Annotated in this window: 16 protein-coding genes; 1 reads left to right on the plus strand and 15 read right to left on the minus strand. The window is 41.4% G+C overall.

The window, feature by feature from the left end; translation table 11 throughout:
* Nucleotides 1-70: 70 nt before the first annotated feature.
* From EFT72_RS07600 to EFT72_RS07615, 4 genes are all read right to left on the minus strand, one after another.
* Nucleotides 71-529, minus strand: a complete 459-nt coding sequence (locus EFT72_RS07600) for a chemotaxis protein CheX (protein WP_124066312.1) — start codon at nt 527-529, stop codon at nt 71-73.
* Entirely contained in the window at nt 520-1,383 is an 864-nt protein-coding gene (locus EFT72_RS07605; protein ID WP_124066313.1) for a response regulator, read from the minus strand. The genes EFT72_RS07600 and EFT72_RS07605 overlap by 10 nt, the downstream gene beginning before the upstream one ends.
* Nucleotides 1,384-1,609: 226 nt before the next feature.
* Nucleotides 1,610-3,433 carry a family 43 glycosylhydrolase gene (locus tag EFT72_RS07610; RefSeq protein WP_124066314.1) on the minus strand — a complete coding sequence of 608 codons (1,824 nt, stop codon included), beginning with the start codon at nt 3,431-3,433 and terminating at the stop codon, nt 1,610-1,612.
* Nucleotides 3,434-3,450: 17 nt separating this feature from the next.
* Entirely contained in the window at nt 3,451-4,305 is an 855-nt protein-coding gene (locus EFT72_RS07615) for an AraC family transcriptional regulator (protein WP_124066315.1), read from the minus strand.
* A gap of 101 nt (nt 4,306-4,406) precedes the next feature.
* On the opposite strand from EFT72_RS07615, the gene EFT72_RS07620 reads away from it, so the two are divergent.
* A complete protein-coding gene (locus EFT72_RS07620) occupies nt 4,407-5,711 on the plus strand; it encodes a glycoside hydrolase family 27 protein (protein WP_124066316.1) in 1,305 nt (434 codons plus the stop codon).
* Nucleotides 5,712-5,762: 51 nt separating this feature from the next.
* Here the strand turns inward: EFT72_RS07620 and EFT72_RS07625 are convergent, their stop codons facing one another.
* The 11 genes from EFT72_RS07625 to EFT72_RS19465 form a co-directional block, all read right to left on the minus strand.
* Nucleotides 5,763-7,268, minus strand: a complete 1,506-nt coding sequence (locus EFT72_RS07625; RefSeq protein ID WP_124066317.1) for a glycoside hydrolase 43 family protein — start codon at nt 7,266-7,268, stop codon at nt 5,763-5,765.
* Nucleotides 7,269-7,317: 49 nt separating this feature from the next.
* The gene (locus EFT72_RS07630; RefSeq protein WP_124066318.1) at nt 7,318-8,484 is read right to left on the minus strand and encodes a Gfo/Idh/MocA family oxidoreductase; all 1,167 of its coding nucleotides are present in this window, start codon (nt 8,482-8,484) and stop codon (nt 7,318-7,320) included.
* A gap of 1 nt (nt 8,485) precedes the next feature.
* Nucleotides 8,486-9,592 carry a Gfo/Idh/MocA family oxidoreductase gene (locus tag EFT72_RS07635; protein ID WP_124066319.1) on the minus strand — a complete coding sequence of 369 codons (1,107 nt, stop codon included), beginning with the start codon at nt 9,590-9,592 and terminating at the stop codon, nt 8,486-8,488.
* Entirely contained in the window at nt 9,576-11,588 is a 2,013-nt protein-coding gene (locus tag EFT72_RS07640) for a TIM-barrel domain-containing protein (protein WP_124066320.1), read from the minus strand. Before EFT72_RS07640 ends, EFT72_RS07635 begins: the two co-directional genes overlap by 17 nt.
* A gap of 91 nt (nt 11,589-11,679) precedes the next feature.
* Nucleotides 11,680-12,825: a glycosyl hydrolase family 8 gene (locus EFT72_RS07645; protein WP_124066321.1), complete on the minus strand. Its 1,146-nt coding sequence runs from the start codon at nt 12,823-12,825 to the stop codon at nt 11,680-11,682.
* A 15-nt stretch (nt 12,826-12,840) separates the two neighbouring features.
* Nucleotides 12,841-13,764: a carbohydrate ABC transporter permease gene (locus tag EFT72_RS07650; protein ID WP_124066322.1), complete on the minus strand. Its 924-nt coding sequence runs from the start codon at nt 13,762-13,764 to the stop codon at nt 12,841-12,843.
* A 14-nt stretch (nt 13,765-13,778) separates the two neighbouring features.
* Nucleotides 13,779-14,723 carry an ABC transporter permease subunit gene (locus tag EFT72_RS07655; RefSeq protein WP_124066323.1) on the minus strand — a complete coding sequence of 315 codons (945 nt, stop codon included), beginning with the start codon at nt 14,721-14,723 and terminating at the stop codon, nt 13,779-13,781.
* Nucleotides 14,724-14,796: 73 nt separating this feature from the next.
* The gene (locus EFT72_RS07660) at nt 14,797-16,473 is read right to left on the minus strand and encodes an extracellular solute-binding protein (protein WP_124066324.1); all 1,677 of its coding nucleotides are present in this window, start codon (nt 16,471-16,473) and stop codon (nt 14,797-14,799) included.
* A gap of 254 nt (nt 16,474-16,727) precedes the next feature.
* The gene (locus EFT72_RS07665; protein WP_124066325.1) at nt 16,728-18,422 is read right to left on the minus strand and encodes an endo-1,4-beta-xylanase; all 1,695 of its coding nucleotides are present in this window, start codon (nt 18,420-18,422) and stop codon (nt 16,728-16,730) included.
* A 41-nt stretch (nt 18,423-18,463) separates the two neighbouring features.
* Nucleotides 18,464-19,978, minus strand: coding sequence for a glycosyl hydrolase (locus EFT72_RS07670; protein WP_124066326.1), 1,515 nt, complete (start codon nt 19,976-19,978; stop codon nt 18,464-18,466).
* Between the two features lie 32 nt (nt 19,979-20,010).
* Nucleotides 20,011-21,477 (minus strand): family 43 glycosylhydrolase, encoded by a 1,467-nt coding sequence (locus EFT72_RS19465; protein WP_206426621.1) that lies wholly within the window; start codon nt 21,475-21,477, stop codon nt 20,011-20,013.
* Nucleotides 21,478-21,538 lie beyond the last annotated feature (61 nt).

Here is a 21,538-nt window from a genome sequence, read left to right on the forward strand (position 1 = left end):
TAAGTATATAGATAAAAGCAAAACGGAGTTCCTTCTAATAAGGAACCCCATTTATCTTGAACTTATTTCATTATGAAAATGCAATATTTACTTCAATTGGAATATCATCTGCCTTAAGAGGGATACAAAGTACCTGGTGGGAACTCATCTTTACAGAAACATTATTTCCATATAGAAGAGTTGGGGTAGAAATATCCACAGAAAGTCCTATTTTCTCAAAATAGGTAGCGGCATTGGCTGTTAACATATTGGCAAGTTCTGAAACTGCACTTTGAGACATCTCATCAAATTCCTCCACCGGCATTCCCATCATCATGACAGAAGCCACTTTCTTGGCTTCTTCATGTCCCAGAAAATAAACAACATTTCCTTTGATTTCTCCTACAATGCCTACGGTCAAAATCACACCTGTATAGGAAAGATTCTGATCTTTTAAACTGACGCTCTGTTTCTCAACCTTTTGAAATCCTAGTTGGGGCATAACGGTATAAAAAGCTTCTATAAATGGGTTAATATACTTTACATCCACTGTCCATCACCTCTTTGAAATCCAACATTTAATAAAATATCACCATATTCTGTCTCAGCCTTAACGGTAGTAGTCGGAAAATCTGGAGCTGTAATATGTACACTTTCCCCATGCATAATAGTAGGTGGGGCCACTCTCAGTCCCAGCGCCTTATTCATCCGGTTTAATATCGAGCAGGCATTCCCTGATACAATATTAGTAAATTCTCCAAGAACCGCAATTACTTCATCATTATTCTTGGGTTCTTTCCTCATAATTGCAGTGGTCATCTTAAACGCAGTTTCCATCTTTAAATCAATTAACATTCTTCCTGAGAATTTTCCTATGATTCCTACAATAATAGACAAACCTTCTGACTCGAATTCACGATTGCAAGTGGACTCCTCCTTAAAATTAAGGAGTGTTTTCGTCATTTTATTGGTTCCATCAAGCAATGCCTCTTTGAAAATCCGAGTATATTCGTTTGATAAAAACCGATACAATTCATTTGATGCCATAACCCGGTTGATTGCTGTCATTAATGCATCTTCATCAATCGGTTTTTGAACATATCCTGATACTTTATTTGCCTTTGCTTCATTTACAATTTCATCATCCATCATAGAACTGATTACTATTACCTTAATTTTATCATCAATTTCGTGAATTGCACGGGTACATTCCAATCCATCGGTTCCTGGCAATGTCATGTCCATCGTCACTAGTTGAGGCCTCGTCTCATGAATTACTTGCTTTACTTCATCTAAATTACCAGCTTCCCCAACAACCTCCAGACCATTCCTCTCCAGAATTCCCCTGATAAAAGCAATTGAAAAAGGGGAATCATCTACAATCACAACTCTTATAGCTGCCATACACTTACAAGCCTCCTATTTCATTATTTCAAATCATATCTGCATTTCCATCCGTCTAATACAGACTTTTTGATTTTCTTTATTATAACATATATTTAGTAAACAATATCACAATTAGTCGTATTTTGTCAAAAGTTTTTCCCAAATAAATCAACTAACGGAAAGAAATAAAAATAACCGCACCTTTTGATTGATTCGATGCGGCATTTTTGCTCAATTGTTCTTATTATTTAACAACAACTCTAGTTGTTACCTTCCTAAGTTCTGGGTTTAAATCCCGTTCTGGCGAAAGGGAAAATACCGGATTGCCCGTTATATCAAAATGGACCCTGTGAATTCCTGAGCATCGGAGATGATCCTTTAAAGATTCCACCCCATGATAAGCAATCATCAAATTACCTTCCGGATCTACAAAAAAGGAATTATGACCTGGGCCATATCTGTGCTCCAAAGAATAATAAGAAAGTACCGGTGTACTGCTTTTATTCCAGTTCTCTGGGTTTAATAGATCGTCCCCTGTATGTGCTTTTAAAAGTCCCAATGCATAAGTATAACCATTGGCAGCACCACCGGAATAGGTAACGAAAACAGTTTTATCCGTTACAAATGCATAGGGTCCCTCGTTGTTAATGGTTCCTTCCACATTTTCCCAACCATAAAGGGGGCGGGATATTAACACCGGATCGTTGGTTAACTGCCATGGTTTCTCTTCCTCTACGGTGGCGATATAAAGCATAGAGCCAGTATCTAAATCCGTACCAATCCATTCTCGGTAAGACCATATCAGATACGAGACACCCCTTACCTTTAAATAAGTCATATCCAAAGTAATTCCCTTATCTGTCAGCCATGATCCATCTCTTTTCTGTATTCTTATGGGTTTTTCCCAGCCGTTTTCATCCAGAATTGATCCCTCTTTTTTTAGCTTCATCAAGTGACACTGAGGGGCCCACTTTTTTCCACCAACTGCGAACAGGATATAAAGCTCACTGCCAATCATATGAAACTCCGGCGCCCAAAACGTCTGTATGAAATCATTTTCTTCATTGTAATCAAGAATCAGATGATGCTTCGTATCCTCATGAAAAAGTTCCTCCGGAGTATCTGCCTGGCGAACGAAAAGACCCACATCATTTAAATTATCATTGGTTGAGATAAAATAATATTTTCCTTTCCACGGGAAAACAACTGGATCTGCAAAGCCTTTTGTAAGGGGAAATGGATACTTCCTGTCTGTTACCATCCCATGAATCATATATTCCCCTGGTTGGTTAAAATCTACCGTGTTTTGATCCCAACAGATTAATTTGGACACACTAGACCCATCCGAATACAGAGCCGTTGCATGGATCTGGTTTAGATCTTCCTCAGAGGAAATCTCTACCCTATCAGAAACGAGAATTTCTGTATTTTTGACAGGTCTCCATTTCCGTACAATCCGATCGCAGAATTTACTTGTTATTTTCATGCAATTGCCAGGAACTGCGCCTTCTAACCCACTGACCTTAAAAGGTTCTATCCTACCAGAGGCTGGTTTGGGAACAGAAATCTCTGCAGGTTTGATTATATCTGAAGTAGTATTATGAAACAGGTTGCCTTCTTTATCTTCCCATAAAATTTCATAAAGACCTAATGTCTCATGATACTGACACGATACACGCCCTATCGAACGGTCCGTCCCCAGATTTATGTGTCCCTTTTCCTGAAATTCAATAAAATCTTTTGTAGTCCAGACGAAAACACCACCAAGACTTTCTTCGTCTGTACTTCCGTCCTCATTCACGCGAATTGCCAGAATTCCATAGGTGTCGTCAGACATCTCAAATACCCATGGATTTTTTAACCCCTTTGGGCAAATGGTATTGTTCTCTCGAATCACAGCGTTTGCAAACAGGATTCCATAATTCCGATTTAAAGCCTGATAGCCTATTCCATCTCTGCTCCATGCAAAGTGAATGCTTCGTGCCAGTCCAGCTGGATACCGTTCCTTGTCTGGCTGACGGGTATAGATAAGTAGCTCTGCCCCTTTTTGTCTATAAATCTCCTTCATTTATCTTCTCCTCCTTTTTAAACCCATTCTCGCCTTTTCCTTCTATATTCCATGGGGGACTCCCCTACAACTTTGCGAAATACTTTACAGAAATAGTTCCCATTGGAAAAACCATTTTCTTTCGCAATTTTATCCATCCCGTAATCTGTATTTAATAGATGATTCATTGCATTTTGTATTCTTACGTTTGTCAAATATTGGACCGGTGTAATTCCTGTCTTTTTCCGAAACGTTCTGCTAAAATGAGAGGGTGACACCCCCATTTCCGCAGATAAGGATTCCACACCTTCCAGATCTGAAAAGCCTTCCTTCATAAGACGCTTCGCCCGTTCAACCAAAGAGCTGTTCTTTTCTGTTCCCGGATGTTCCAGTTCGCGTAGGAGTGCACTTAGAAAATGATACAGCAATTCTCCTCCTTCATACTTTTCAAGTCGATATCCAGAGATAATCTTTTCCTGGATCGCCATTGCAATTCGCAGGGGTTCACTCCCTTTCCAGAGAGAAAAGGGGCTTCCTCCCAGGCGTTCCACTTTTTCAATAAAAGGGAACGCCGCAATTCCAGAGAAATGAATGTATAAAAATTCCCATTCCTGTTCCCCCACTTTAGGCAGAAAATATCGGCTGTCTTCCGGAACAGAGACCAAAAAACCATGTTCCTCTGTCATTTCATAAGATTGTCCATTTTTTAAAAAGCAGCCTTTTCCTCGAAGTGTATACTGGAACACATACCCTTCATAGCCAGGTCTTAACCGATTGTTATAATCGTAAGACTCGTTTCTTCTGCATTCAATCCCTCCATCCAATAAAAGCAAAGGGCTGTCGTTCCTATCATCTGTATCCAACACTCCATAAATTCCTCTTTGATATTCCATCAAATTTTTACCCTCAAAAGATCAAATTTTTATTCTTCCTATTCTTCCAGACTCCTATATAATAGAAGGATCAATACAACCTATCTAAAAGGAGGATTTTCATGTACAAAAATGATTTTGCCCCATATCCACCCATGGGATGGAACAGTTATGATTATTATGACACAACCGTAACAGAGGCAGAGATAAAAGCCAACGCCGATTACATGGCGTCCCATCTTAAGTCATTCGGCTGGCAGTACATCATCATAGATATTCAGTGGTACGCAAAAGATGCAGGCTCCATGCGCAGCAAATTCCAATACATCCCCTTCTCTCCACTCAACATGGATGAGTACTCCCGGCTCCTTCCAGATCCAGAACGATTCCCCTCTAGCAGAAACGGAGCGGGATTCGCTCCCTTGGCAGATTATATTCATCGTCTTGGTCTTAAATTTGGTATCCATATTATGCGGGGAATTCCACGGATTGCAGCCCATCTTCACGGAACCATCAAAGGAACAAACGTCACGGCTGATATGGCGGCAGATCCTTCTTCTATCTGCGGCTGGAACCCTGATATGTATGGAGTTAAAAACACTCCAGCGGGTCAGGCATACTACGATTCTCTCTTGGAACTTTACAGTTCTTGGGGCGTGGATTTCATAAAATGTGATGATATTTGTAATACCAATCTATACCCGAGAGCACCCTATTCAGCAAGATATGAAATTGAGATGCTGGCGGCTGCAATCAGTCGGTGCGGACGCCCCATAACCTTGTCTCTGTCCCCTGGACCCGCTCTGATTGAACAGGCCTGGCATTATGAGACGTATGCTAACATGTGGCGGATTACCGATGATTTCTGGGATTGTTGGGACTCTTTGAAACATATGTTCACGCGCTGTGAATTATGGCAAAACCATGTAAAAAAAGGCTGTTATCCAGATTGTGACATGCTTCCCATTGGGATGGTGGGCAAAGGCTTCGGGGAGGAACGTAAAACCCGATTTACCAAAGAAGAACAGCGTACTATGATAACACTCTGGTGCCTGTTTGGTTCTCCACTGATGTTAGGAGCAGAATTGACTAAACTGGATGACTTTACCCTTTCCCTTCTTACCAACAAAAGAGTTCTAGATCTCCTTGATCCCAAATGCTGTCCCCACCAAGTTTCGAAAAATGACTCACAAGTGGTTTGGACCGCAAGGAACGAGGAAGAAAACACCCTATACACTGCACTCTTTAATATAAGCGATCAGGAAACAGAATTAGCGATTCCAGTGACCGACCTTACTTTATTGGAAGCAGAAGCTGCACTCATAGATCTTTGGTCAGGAGAGGATTTTTCCCATCCCATCAATACAATTCAATGCATCCTTCCTCCTCACAGCTGCAGACTTTACCAGGTTTTACCAATGAAGTAACATTGATAACCATAAGCCACTGCCAAATGGTGGCTTATGGTTTATTCTATATTAATCCGTATAATGATATTGGAAATCCATGAAATCAGCGATTCCGCCTGTCTGCTTGGTGGAATAAAGATATAAACCAGCTCTGCACCCAGTAAAGTGATCCAATTTAAAATATAGTTTTTGTGTTATTCCAAGTTTTTTCCATTCTGATCCAGACAAATAGTAAAATTCAACTTCATCTTTCATCTGCTGGAAATTGGCTACAAGTTTAAGAGTCACAGTTTCCTGATTGACCGGAATACGTGCATATTCCTTTCCCTGATCCCCTTCTTGCCTGCCAATCATAACCAAATACCGTCCCCATTCTTCTCGCTTCATTCCAATCAATCCAAAACACCCCTGTAATGCGCAAAGTCCAGCATAGTCTCCAGGTTTTAATTGACTTCCATCTAACGTAACAATAATTTCACACCCAGGAAACTTCATTCGCTGTGTCAACGTATTAACTGCTTGTTCCAATCTATCAGATATCTTACCAGATTGAATCCGGTATGCACCGGGTCTTTGCGTAACAGACCATAGACGCGAATCCGGTTCATGATTAAATTCCCAAACATCTTTTAGTTTGACGTTTTGGTCTCCGCTTTTCGGGTAATGAAAATCATCACTGCTGTATAATGGTTTATATTTATAATCTGGTCTTGTACTTTTTGTAACAATGGTATCTGGCACCTTTCCGCCAATGCCGAAAACAGGAAAATCATCCTTCCAGGTTACTGGTACAAGAACTGGAATCCGTCCAACCGCTCCCCGATCCTGAAAGAGAATGCCATACCATTCCCCGTCTGGTGTGTCTACAATTCCACCTTGAGCTACTCCTTGGTTTCGATAGCCGATATCATCTCTTAGCACATCGCGTCCTCTAAACTCTCCTTCCAGAGAATCCGAAACAAATGCCGCCTGAGTCCGAAACCATCCATACCCTGGAGAATGGATGAGAAACACATAATATTTCCCATTGATTTTATAAATATGGGCTCCTTCATACCCTAAGGTGTATTTCCCGGTCTCTTTTATAATCACTCGGTTTAAACCTCCCGCTTTGGGTCCGCTTAAATCAGATTTTAGTTCCGTTAGATGAATTTGAGTCCCTCCATACACAAGGAACACCCGGTTTTCATCAAACAAAAGGGAACAATCATGGTAAAACCCTTTTATATTTTGTTTCTCCCAGGGTCCTTCCACATTTTGTGCCGTATAAAGGTAAGTCTTACCAGTATCATTGGCTACAAATAAGACATAGAATGTGTGATTATGATACCGTATAGTAGCTGCCCACATTCCTTTCCCATATATGTTACTGTCTCCCGATAAAGTCTGTCCTTTGGTACTGTCCAACTTATCATAAATATGACTTGCAATCTCCCAATGGATCAAATCGAAGGAACGAAGTATAACTCCTCCCGGCATAAAATGCATGGTAGTGCTTACCATATAATAGGTGTCCCCAACGCGGATCACATCTGGATCTGGAAAATCCCCTTTTAAAATCGGATTGACGCTCATACCTTTAATCCCCTTTCCTTACATTACAGCTAGATCTTGCTCTCTATAATTATCGTTTATAATTTCCCAGAGTAATTTCTGTATCTGAAAAGTTATCAACGGAATGACTTTTTTCATGAAAGCGAATGGCATTCTTTAAAAGCCCCTCAAAAGTATAATATTCATCATCAGCCAGAATGGGAAGTCCCACTTGTTGTTTGGAACAGCCAGCTTTGTAAATAGCAGTGATCAGTTCCACTGTTTTTCTTCCATCTACACCGGTAATCATAGGTCTTTTCCCCGCTTCCAAAGCACTTAATACATCATCAATCTCTCCGGTATGACCTTCGTATGTAAGATCCGGGATCTTCTTATATGTCTCTTCTATTTGTTTCATGAGATCCTGATTTCCATCTTTCATTCCAAACCCATTGGATCTTGTTTTTTCTGCCTTCAAATCCCAGGGTGCTGAAATTTTAGCATCGGCGCACTGAAGTTCTACTCCCTGCTGCTCTCCATGATGAACCACAGAACTAGTTACCTGAGCCATACTACCATCCTGGTATTTCAGCACAGCCAGAGATAGGTCCTCAACTTCCGAATGATCATGCATCACATTGGTAAGCATTGCCATTACCTCCACTGGCATCTTCCCTTCGATCCAATTCAGCATATCAATATGATGAACCGCATGATTGAGTGTCGGCCCGCCCCCTTCCTTTTCCCAGGTTCCTCTCCACCATAAATCATAATAACAGTCTCCCCTCCACCATAGGGAATTAATATGGGCACAGCATAATTTCCCCGCCAGTTTGCTGTCATATACTTGTTTCAATTTATGGATTTCATTCCGAAATCTATTTTGCGCTACACATGCCATAATTACCTGGTTTCTTTCTTCTGCCTCTAACATCGCATCGCATTCTGCCAGGCAAGTTGCCATGGGTTTTTCTACCAGCACATGGCAGCCAGCGTCCATGGAGTGAATGGCTATTTCTGCATGAACATAGGGCGGCGTACATACATGAACCATATTGATTGGAATTCCAGAATCCAGCATCTTCTGGTGATCATCAAAAATCTCACAATCCAAGTGATGTTTTTCCTTTAACGCTTCTGCTTTCTCTGGGTAAATATCACACAAGGCAACCACCTTACATCGTTCTGGAAATTTTGACAATGCTTCCAAATGTGCCACAGAGATATTACCAGTTCCTACAATTGCTACCTGTATCATTTTACACGGTCGCTCCTTCCCTGTTATAGTGGATCTCTACTGCCTGGTTCTCTGCTCTGACACATAATTCTGCTGCTTTCAATGCATGTTCTTGTGTCATGGCATGCTCTGTCCGGTGGATGCAATCTAATATTAGCTGACCAAAGAACGGATATCCTACTTTTCCTGTCACTTCAAAATGCTGTTCCCCATTATGATTCACCAAAAATACATGATCCGCACTACCATCATGCATTCCAATATTTACGTATTTTCTAAGTTCGATATACCCCTCCGTCCCCAGTATAAACGTCCTGCCATCTCCCCAGGTTGATAATCCATCTGGAGTAAACCAATCCACCCGAAAATGCTGCGTTGCTCCATTGTCTCCTAGCAGCACAGCATCTCCAAAATCTTCCAGTTCGGGATGATCTGGATGCCCAAAATTCCCAACCTGAGAATATTGTACTTTTGCATCTTTGACTCCACAGAAGTAGAGAAATTGTTCAATCTGATGGCTGCCGATATCACACAAGATTCCTCCATACTGTTCTTTTTTAAAAAACCAATCCGGCCGTCCTTTTGGATCTCCCACCCGGTGTGGTCCGAATCCATCAATATGTATGGGTGTACCAATGGCTCCCTGTTCAATTAACTGCCCTGCAAATACGGCCGCTTCTACATGAATTCGTTCGCTATAATAAACCATGTACTTCTTACCTGTACGTTTCACCATTTCTTTGACTTCTTCCAACTGCCTTAAAGTCGTTAATGGTGCTTTATCGGTAAAATAATCCTTGCCGGCTGCCATAACCCTTAGCCCAAGGCTGGCACGCAAGCTGGTGACGGCCGCACTACAGACCAGTTTTACCTCTGGATCATTAAGGATCTCCTCTTCAGACTGCGCTGCTTTTGCTTCTGGAAATGCTTTTATAAAACCAGCTATTTTTCCTGGGTCCTTATCATAAACCCATTTTACCGAGGCTCCTGCCTCTGTCAGCCCATTGCACATCCCATAGATATGTCCATGGTCCAGTGCAATGGCTGCAATCTTAAATTCTCCTTTTAATACAACTGGATCTGGCTTCCCTTTAGGGGCGTAATTCATTCCATCATTTTTGTTCTTCATGTATTGTTCTCCTTTGTTCGTAAAATGCCTCGATTACTGGGCTTCCCTCTTTAACAAACGCAACAAATTGATGAATCTTTGCAGAAATAATAACTTCCTGATTTCCACCATAGCACTTTTGGTCTTTGATGCACGTCCATGTCCCTTGTGGCAAATAAACCTTCCTTTTTGTCTGTCCTGGCTGTAAAATTGGTGCAAACAGAATGTCTTCTCCAAACATATACTGATCTTCCAGTGTATAGCACCTCTCATCTTCGTAGAAATCATAAAACATCGGTCTCATAATCGGGGAACCCGTTTTACTGGCAATGTCCATATACTTTTGAATATATGGTCTTAATCTTTCTCGGACTTCGATCAGATTCTTTATAATCTCATAGTTTTTTTCTCCAAAACTCCAGATTTCGTTGGGACCACCACTCCGCTCAATGATACCGGGATTTTGATCTTTCTGATCTTTGGTCCGCTTTCTGGCCCCATGTAGTCTCATGATAGGGGAAAACAACCCGAATTGGAACCACCTAGCAATCAATTCTCTAAATTCATCACTTTCGGTATCTCCACTCAAGAACCCACCGATGTCACTGTTCCACCAAGGAATTCCGCACATTCCCATGGACAATCCACTGGTTACACTCTGACGCAGTGCCGCCCAGTCGGAAACAATATCCCCATTCCAGACCGCCGCCCCAAATTTTTGACTTCCTGGATAGGCTGCACGGGTCAAAAGAATGATTTCCTCTTCCCCCTGCTCTCTCAATCCGTCATAGAACATTTTAGCATAATAATATGGATATAGCATTGCAGTTTGAGCTCCATTTCCCAAATAAAAATGAAGGTGCCCGAATTGCTGAGGATGTACCTCTGGCTCTGCTTCATCAAGCCAGAAATTTTTAATTCCCTGTTCATAGTAATTCTTCTTCACTCTCTCCCATACATAGGAACGTGTTTTGGGATTCATGGGATCAATAAACGTCTGCTGCCCATAAAAGGAAAACGTACCATACTGCCCATTCTCTGTACGGATGAGCATGTTTTGTTCGTCCATCTTACTATAATTTTCACTATTGGGATTTATCGTTGGCCAGATGGATACGATAGGTTTTATTCCCATTGATTCCAGTTCCTTGCACATAGCGTTTGGATCTGGCCAGTATTTGGGATCAAATTTCCATTCTCCCTGTTCGGTCCAGTGGAAATAATCGATTACAATAGCTGAGATCGGGATTCCCCTTTTTTTGTATTCTCTTGCTACTTCTAATAGTTCCTCCTGGCTTTCATATCTTAATTTACATTGCCAAAAACCAGAAGCCCAAGCTGGAAACTTAGGGGCATACCCCGTTAAATCAGAGTAAGTTTTCATTGCATCCGCTGGTTTTTCACCTGCAAATACCAGATAATCCGCCTGATAAGCACTGTCCGCACACCACAAGGTGTGATTTCTCGTGGTTTCGCATCTACCCGGAGATGGATTATTCCAAAAAAAGCCATACCCTAGAGAGGAATATACGACAGGAAGCGTTGATTTCGTATTGTAATGGATTAGATTACAAGTACTTCCTTTCCGATCAAATGCATCTTCGGTTTCCTGTCCAAGCCCATAAAAATGTTCTGAAGGATTGGCATCAAACAATACCTTGATCTGATAATGATCTCCTTCTACATGGATAAAGCGGTTTACATGATCTCCTTCAAATCTCCCATGCAGTATTCTTTCCCCATTCCTATAATAGCTGATAATGCCACCATACCAGGGTTTTCCCTCTTCTATGGTTGCAGAAACCGCTCCATTTTGAATCGTTGCAACCGTTTCATCCCCTTCTATGAAACACTCATCTTCCGTTGCTGGAGGCAAAAGGGTCCAGCTTTGTTCCGATATCGTGCTATTTCTGGTTGAACGGCATCGCAGACAGTTTTTCCCATATGCTTCTATTACCGTTATTTCATCTTTTCTTTCAAAAACAATTCGTTTGTTTTGTTGATCCAATTTTATCATATTTGCTTTGCCCCCCATTTTATTATTTTTAAAAATAACTCCCATGTATACAGATTTACATGAGAGTTATTAAAGGCATGTCAATGTTTCACTATTTCCAGATTCGATATCGCCCGCTTAATGCCAGAAGTGCAAAAAAGTACAGGCAATTGTCGTAATACCGTTTTTCTCCCTTTCTAAGCGGTGTCTCCCAGAACCGTTTGACGCATTCTTTCCCATACTCACCTTTACTTGCCAGGGATCCCTGTGCATTGGTGGCTACAATGGCGATTGGATGACGGGCAGGCTCCTTAAGTACAGTTCCATCGATTAGATATACTCCATCCATACGGCCTTTTTGCGTTTCACAAAAGAATTTTTGGATTTTTTCTACGTTATCACATTCCCATTCATCTTTGGCGAACCACAGATAATCCAAGCCCAAGTTTGCGATAGTTCGATACGCATCACTGTAATACCAATCATGACGCTGACCCGCTATATGATCTGCTTTAAGAGGTACCCCTTCATAATCTGCATATTCTCCACACAAACCAGTAACCGGGTGGCATGCCTTTTTCAAATATTCCCGACTCGCCGCAGCCGCATCTTTCCAGAACCTCTGATCTTCTTCCTTTGCCCAAAGAGAGAACAACTCATAAAAATGGGGCAGATGATAAGAAGGATCGGTAAAGTCACATTCCGTGATAAATTTAATCAGCTTACGTTCAAGATCCCACATGGGTTTTCCGGTTCCTTCTGATTCTCCCTTATGTAGACAGGCCGAAAGGATCTCCCTCGCCTGTTCTTCATAGTTGAATATCCCAGTTCCATTCCCCCACCGATTTGCTGCAAAGAACAAAGCCATGGCAAAATATTCCTCTCCATCCGGAGCAGGACCCCAAGCGTTTTTCGTACCATCTAGTTGACACGACCAGGCAAAATACTCTTTATTCTCCCCTTTGTCCATATACATATAAGTTTTGGTCCACTTCCAGATTCGATCGAACTCCTCTTTCTTATCCATCTGGACACACATCATCATACCATAGGACATACCTTCCGTTCTTACATCAATGTTTCCAGTGTCTTCTATGTAACCCATATCGGCACCAACTGAATGATAGATCCTTTCCTCTTCTGACCCATAAAATAGAGTTTGAAACGCTTCTTCCACCTTACGATCTATCTCTTCTTGCTTGTACCCGTATTCTTTCCATACATTTTTATAAATTCCGGTAATAAATGCACCCTGCATCAAATTGCCTCCTTTTTATTCTTTTACCCCACCAATGGTTAAGCCGGTTACAAAATAGCGCTGTAAAAACGGATATAAACATACAATTGGAAGCATGGTTAATATTGTTGCCGCCGCACGTACAGAAGTCGGTGTAACAGCAGCTGTCGACAGTGCATTTTTCATCGTTTCTACATTGCCCCCCTGATTGCTAACAGATGAGAGTAACTTCATTAGCTCATACTGTAACGTTGTATACTGAGGACTCATCCGGTTATACAACATAGCGTCAAACCAGGCGTTCCACTGTCCTACAGCAATAAACAATGCAACGGTCGCATAGACTGGTTTGCAAAGAGGGGATATGATTTTTGTGAAAATAGTGAAATATCCAGCCCCATCCAACTGCGCCGATTCCTCCAAGCTGTCTGGAATTCCCTGCATATACGTTCTCATAACTAAGAGATTAAAAGCACTTACCATGCCGGGAACGACATAGACCCAGAAATTATTAGTTAGACCCAATTTTTGAAACAGCAGGAATATGGGGATCATTCCTCCATTTACATACATGGTAATGACCCAAAAAAGGGAAAGCTGACTTTTAAATAGAAACCGTTTTCTACTTACAATGAATGCCAAAATTGCATTGGCCGCCAGGGCAGAAAATGTTCCAATTACGGTTCTTGCAATGGAGATATAAGCCCCTGTTATCAAGTTATCTTTTTTCAATACCGTCTTATAATTCTGTAGTGTAAATCTTCTGGGAAGCAGATGAATCCCGCCTCTTAATGCATCGGTTCCATCATTAAATGAAACTGCCAAGGTGTTGATTACTGGATACAAAGTTATCACCACAAACGCAATCATAAATATTGTATTTAGTATAACAAATATATGGTTAGAAAAAGAAGTTTTATATTTTGTCTTCTTTACTACAAATTTTTCTTTCTTATTCATCTTCTTTATCCTCCTTAGAACAACCTTTCTTCACCAGATCGTTTTGCCAGCCAATTTGTGAAAACGATCAATATGATACTAACTACGCTCTTGAAAATACCAGCCGCAGTACCAAGAGAATAATCAAGCTGGCTGATTCCCCATTTCAACACGTAAATATCAATGGTTTGGGAAACCCTTTGCACCAATCCATTTCCCAATAGATACTGAACCTCAAATCCTGCATTGAGAACATTACCTATGTTTAATAGTAGTAGTATCATAATTGTTGGTTTGATTCCAGGTAGAATAATATATTTGATCTTTGCCCATCTGCCGGCTCCATCAATCGCGGCCGCTTCATACAATGTTGGGTCAATTGCTGTGATTGCTGCGAGATAGATAATTGCATTCCAACCTGTTTCTTTCCAAACATTTGCAAATCCTACGATCCACCAGAAATAAGGAGGATGCGCAAAGAAATTCAAAGGCTGAGTTAATATACCAAATTTCATCAGTAATTCATTGACGATTCCGGTTCCAGACAAGATATCATTTAAGATACCGGTAACAACAATCCAAGAAAGAAAATGTGGAAGGTAAGATATGGTCTGTACCGACTTCTTGCCAAATTGGAATTGCAATTCGTTCAGAAGAATTGCAAATGCAATGGCGGTCACAAAAGTAAATACCAGATTGATAACCCCCATGGCGAGTGTGTTCCGGATAACCCTGAGGAATGTAGCATCCGAAAATAACTGCGCAAACTTAGCCATTCCCACAAACTCGGACCCAAAAACCCCTTTTGCCGGTTTATAGTTCTGAAAAGCCATCAGCCAGCCAAATAACGGTACATAACAAAAAACCAACCCATAAACAACAAATATTGCAGACCAAATCATTAGAACTTTTTGTCTTTTAAATTCTTTCCAGTTAAACTTTTTAATTGGCGCCTTCGCCTTTCCCTGTGATGATACCATACAGCAGCTCTCCTTTTCCAGTAAAAGAGGCAGCCTAGTTTTACAACGAACCTAGCTGCCTGCTTATTATCTCTTACTTCGCATATTTCGCAGCATTCTCAATTCTGCGATCCAGTTCTTCCTGCATTTCCTTTATAAATACATCCGGTTTTCCATCTTGATAAGCATTCATATATTCATTCCAGCCTTGTGTAAAATCACTGCTCATAACAACCTTTGGAAGATATTCCTGCTTGATTTCTCTCATCTTGTTCCATGCCATGCCACCTTCCGTGGCCGTAGTCATCGTGTTTGAGAATGAATACATCGGAAACCATGGTCCTGGTACATCATCCATCGGATCCATCATTTCAAGATAGGTCTTGCAATCATATTCCTTGAGACATTCCTGAACGTCTACGGGAAGACTCTTGGCAAATTCAGAAGGCTGTTGTTTTGGATCTGATGCATTCTTCTCATCAACTAGAACTCCAGTGTAGTTTGGCAAATATCCATATGCACATATATGGGAAGCTTTATATGCGGAATCGGTGGAATTTTTCCACTGTTCTTCGTTCCGGTAGAATAGACCGTCTTCCCCTTCTTCGTAGTCAACACCTTTGATTCCCCATCCCCGAAGAATTCTTACTTCTGGACTGAGAAGATCATTTAAAAACTGTAGCACTCCTTCGGGATCTTTGCAGCTGACTGTAATTGCCAAACCGCTCCCGACGTTAATTGCAGCCTTTGTGTTATAATTCGGTGTTACCCCATCGTCTACAGTCAGTCCAAGAGGAACGTAACTGCACCCCTGTTCCGCTAGATTCTGTTGATCAATGCTGTCTCTGGCTGTCTGAAACTGCCACCACTGATCGACCATCCCAAGGACACGTCCACTGGACAATTTCGCTATGTACTCATCATAACTTTGTGTAAACGCTTCTGGATCAATCATTTCTTTTGCATATTCTTCATTGAGAATTTTGAAATATTCTTTGGCTTCATCAATCGTATTATAGTCTACAATTTTTTTGGTTTTCGGATCTACAATTACAGATCCATCATTGGGATATCCAGCCAGGAACTGAGGTGGATTTTCCAAACAGAAGTAACGCCAGTCATCACACAATATGGTGTATGGAATATTAGTTGTTCCATCTTCCATCGTAGGATTGGCCGCATTATAGTCTTCCAACAGTTTAAAATACTCTTTCAGCGTTTTAATCTCAGGATATCCAGCCCATTTTAATACACGGGTCTGAATCCAAAATGCCTCTGCAGGTGTGGGAGACATATCTTTCTTGTATGGATTTCCAAACTGAGGAATCCAGTAGATATGCCCATCAGGCTGACGAACCTTATCCCAATTTTCCTCTGACCAGAAGTTTTTCAAATTTGGATACTTATCCAGGTAATCATCTAGTGGAATCAAAGCTCCTGCATCGTATAATTGGGAAGAGCCGTCACCTCCGTCAATCATATCCGGATACTCTCCGCCTGCAATCATGGTACCCACCGCCTCCGAAGCGCTCTGCCCGGTCAGCCAGTTTTCTTTCACTTTCGCACCGGTAATTTCAGCAATCTTCTGCTGAATGACATTATCATCATTCAATTCTATCCCTGAAGTTGAAAAGAACGCTGTATATTCCCGAATTCCATCTTTTTCTTCCCCTTTGGAAGCTGTTTTCCCATTGGAATTGCCACAACCCCCAAGTAATGACGTAACCATCGCTGCCGCTGACAGAATGGCTACTGCTTTGAATCGTTTCATAATGTATTCCCCCTTCTCATTAAAACCACATTCAGCTGAAACATGAATCTCTTCTGTACTGTGATCGATTTTAGTACTTTATACCTATATTTTATCAATATTTATCGAATTAACAACCGGACAAAGAATAGGTGAAATCATGGTATTTTATATAATATTTTTATCGAAACAGAGGAAAAACATGTGGAATTCGCCAACCGTTTGCACTCTCCTTGATTTTATACCTGTTATTTTTCACATATTCTAATTCGATTTTAATCCTTTAACAGGAGATTCCCCCACCGGGCTGTTGACTGCCAGGAATTGTCAGAATCATCATTAAATTTGGCTACGCTGATTCTCTCACCACGTTCATTGCTGTCGTTGATTTGAATATCAAATCCCATCACATTGCCTTTTTTCGCTGTGCTCGTTAACGGTATCCTTGCTTCCACCAGATATCCATCCCCAGTCACTTGTATCGCTGATTTAAAACCATCTCTCATTCCATTGCTTCCAAACGTTACTACGTTTTTACAAGACACACGAAACTGTCCATCATCTTTCTGATAATAGTAGGATTTGTCATTGTTCTCGTCTAAAAACAGTTCTACCGAATCCTGCTCGTAGGCATTTTCACTATCCGTATTTAATGTTTTGTCTTTGACATGAACAAGAACATAAATGTTTTTTTCATCCCAAAGTGTTTTCACGGTACCAGTCGCACCCTGCCAGGCCATTGTCATAATGCGAACCGATTCTTCCTTTGCCTGATTCCAGATTTCGTCCACAGTTCCATCGATTACTGGTGTCCCTTTCACAGCGCTTATGGTATTTGGTTCTGGAGTTTCCTCTAGTGGGTGTTTGTTCAAATATCCATCAGGGTCTGCAACTGCATAATAAGCTTCTTTGGCTTTGTAATTCCCATCAAATAAACAGGGGAAATTTTCACTTCTCCAGCTTTTGGTATCTACATATCCCCAAAATGTTACTCTTTTTATAGAATCTGAGTATTGATTGTAAAGTTTGAAAAGCTGGGCATACATTTGCCCCTGAGCAATCTCCTGATCCTTTGTAAGCCCGGAAGCCTCTGCCTTACTAACTCCTACATCTAGTTCTGTTATTGATATTTCAGCTCCAGCCTTTTTAAATAGTTCAAGGGAATACTTTACTGTAGCAATTGGCAATGTAGTGCTGTAATGCGCCTGCATACCGATCCCATCAATGGGAATGCCCTTTTTCTTTAAATCTGAAAACATAGCGGCTGCAATTTCAGCTTTGTTGTTGTCATTTAGATTGTAATCGTTATAATACAGTTTTGCACTTGGATCTGCTTCATGGGCAAACTGAAAAGCCAGTTCAATATAATCATCCCCAATATTTCTAAGCCAAGGAGTATCCCGCAGGCAGGATTTCCAGTTTCCATCTTCCGGGAGTCTGGCTCCATCTTTAATTGCTTCGTTTACCACATCCCAGGATAACAGTTTCCCATTGTAATGTCCTGCAACGTTTGCGATGTGATTCTTTAGCCTCCCAATCGCTTCTTCCCGACTGCATGCGGCATTCATCCAGTCCGGTGTCTGTCCATGCCAAGCCAGCGTATGCCCCACCGTCTGCAAGCCATTCTCCTGACAGAATCCAGTCATGGCATCTGCGGATTCGTAAGTAAATACTCCCTTTTTCCGCTGCATGGCATCTGGCTTCATCATATTTTCCGGTGTAAGCACATTGTAATGATGTAGTATGATATCTTTATCCACTCCTGTAAGGTTAATGCTATTATAAATATTTCCGATGAGAAATTTCCCCTTATAAATATCCTTTATAGGTGTAAGACTCTCTATCTTAACTTCCTTCTTCTCCTGGCTTTTTGCTGCTTGATCGTTTGCCCAAACCATTCCCGTTGACATATTTAGACAAACCATGATTCCCATGCAGATAGCTCCTGCTTTCCCCAATAACCTTCTCATTTCTTTTCCCTCCCATAATTGCTGCAGACAGTTCCTTTTGCTTATAAGTACTGCATCACTCGTTCATAACAGTATCCACGGTCACTGTACTTTCCCACAAGTTTTAATTCAAAATAGATTACCCCATTCTCTTTTATTTGAAACGATACTCTCCCCCCTTCCTCATTTGACAGCATCCTTTCGCTGCTCACAAACGGTCTAGCACTTTCTTTCAACAGTTTTACCTGTTCTTTTGTCAAGCTGGCAGGTTCCCCCATATCATGCCATAGTTTTAATGGATTGCACGTTTCTTCATCAACGGTTTTTGTTAATAGAACATACTCTCCTTTCGGAACTGGGAACGTAAAGTCAAGTTTAATGACTTTCCCTCTCCGCTTAAGGCAGCTGTGAAACGCCACCCCACGATAGCTTCCATCTTTCTGTTTTACAATCACTGCCTCCTCAGATTTGTGCACGCAAGTTCCAGTTAATTCTTTGTAAAACTGAAACGTCCAGAACGTAGGTTTGGGAATGCAGCCATTTGCCACCAAACCAAATCCCCCATGAAACGGAGTAAATGGAACCCCATTTTCTTCAAACACATCACCAAATGTCCAGTAAGAGTACGACTGGTTGTCATCCCCCAACTTGGAAAGTTGATGTGCAATATAAGCTGCATTCTGATTGGTATCATGAATGGGACAGTTGGGTATATAAGAAGTGTTAAATTCTGTTATGTAAATATCACGCCCCTTATATTCGTTGAACCCATCGACTATTTCTCTGGTTTTGTGGAGATTTTGGAAGCCATACTCTGATTCCGAAAGCTTTGCATATCCGTAATGCCCTACTTTTTCGGGAAGTTCTGTTGTATAATGATGTCTTGTGACGAAATCCAAAGGAATTGTTTCTCTGCTGCAAAACTCTAAGAAAGAACGGATCCATCGTTCATCGTCCACACCACAAATGGCAGGTCCCCCCACCCGAAACTTAGAATCTACTTCTTTTACCGCATCAAATGTTTTTCGAAACAATCGGAAATATTCTTCCATATCCGCATGTTCCCAGAATCCAGGCAGATTTGGTTCGTTCCATACCTCAATGGGCCATTTGATCACTTCCTCTGTTCCGTACCGTTCTAGCAAATGTCGAAGAGTAGCCTGAACCATGTCACACCATGTTTCATAGTCTTTGGGCGGTGTTACATTGCCTTTCCAGTAAAAAACCGTCTGGTTACCGGATGCCATCTGTTCCGGCATAAATCCTAGTTCCAAAAAAGGCCGGATGCTCAATTTTAAATAATGATCCATCACTAGATCTAAGTAGGTGAAATTATACTCTGCCCTTGTTTCCCCAGACTCATCTTTATATTCATGATAAATTGCCATATCATCTGAAAATAATCCATGTCCCCGTATATGCCGAAATCCTATTTCTTCCTGCACCAAAGCCAGTTGATCCTGATATTCTTTTGTTAAAGCAAGCCCCATACGCCCCGTTCCAACGCAGTCATCTGCGTGATTTTCAAATGGGATGTGTGCATCTGGGTCTACTACGTAATTTTTCGATACAATCATACCTCTTCTCCTCTTGTTATTTTTTCCAGTACTCATTCCTCTTTTTTAAGAGTAAATGCTTTTAAGTTCGCACCTCCTGTTCCAGAATATTCCAAATATAACGCATGTATCCCATCTGGTATGGTTATCTCAGAGGTATAAACTACCCAGATGTTGGAAGATACGACAGGAATCGTTCCAAGAACCGGACCATCCCATGCGGTTTTAACAAGAAATTCACCATTGCAGTACCCCCGAACGCTTACCGATACGCTGCAAATCCCTCTACAATCAAAGTATTTAAACCCTGCATTGGCTCCATCTTGCATATTCGCAATGTATCCGGTTTCTTCATCTCCATCCTTGCCGTCCTGGGTAATTTTGGGAAATCTACAATCCATAAAAAGTCCGGGGCCTCCCGTATAGAATGCTTCCTCCTTACAAAACAAATTGCATGCCAGATAAGCTGGGAACGTTCCCTGTCCTTTTAATGGTCCACCATTTGCACCACTCGTTGTCATCTCCGACTGAAGAATGGTTCCATCTTCTAAAATGGTGATCTCCTCCATACAACCCTGACGGCTGAAATTCGTTCCATCGGTATGTCTGTGGTAGAATATATACCATTTTCCTTTGATTTCTACTATACTCCCGTGGTTATTCCCCCCATAATACATTGGTTTATCCGCCGGTTTATAGGAATCAATATGTAAGTCGTTGTTGCTGATGATTACTCCGCCATAAGTGAACCCCTTCACGGGATTTTTACTGGTGGCATAACACAGTTCGTGCATTTTAATGGAAGAATAAATAAAGTAATAGGTGTCTCCTATTTTCCTCATAGAAGGTGCCTCAAAGAACGCATGGCCTTCATATCCACTTCCATTGCTATAAGGTTCACTGGGAGCGATTGTAACCGGTCCTTCCTCTAAGGTTAACATATCCTCCCCGAGTATTGTCACCATGGGACCGCTTCTTGATTTGTCACCAATTGCACAAAATCCAGTATATAAATAAGTCCTTTTTCCCTCGGTTAAAACGCCCGGGTCAAACTGGGGTTCGTCGGTTTCCTTCTCACCCAGCCTGGTTCCATCAAAATAATGCACATAACCATAAAATTCATACGTTCCTGCTGGGGTATCACAAACAGCCACCGAAACCACCGGCACTTTATCCAGAACATAATATAGATAATATCTTCCATCTGGTCCAACCGTTACATCCGGAGCATACAGACACATATGACCATCACGGTTCATAGGATCCTGGATCTTTTTATATATAGTTCCTTCGCATCTCCAATCAGACAAATCATCGACAGGTGCTGACCAGCATACATAATCCTTTAGACAGTAAGCATTCCCTCGAAACCGGTCATGGGATCCGTAAACATAGACTCTGTCCCCAAAGACATAGGGTTCTCCATCCGGAATGTATTCCCAGGATGGGAGGTATGGATTTATTGCCTGGTTTTGTTTATCAAACCCCCAATCGCTGACTTTATTAACAATAACTTCCATCGTGACTTCCGATAATTCGGGCACCAGATCCCTGTCTTCGGTTAAATCTAATACTGGATAA

It is taken from the genome of Clostridium sp. E02 (assembly GCF_003833015.1).
GTDB lineage: Bacteria > Bacillota > Clostridia > Lachnospirales > Lachnospiraceae > Lacrimispora.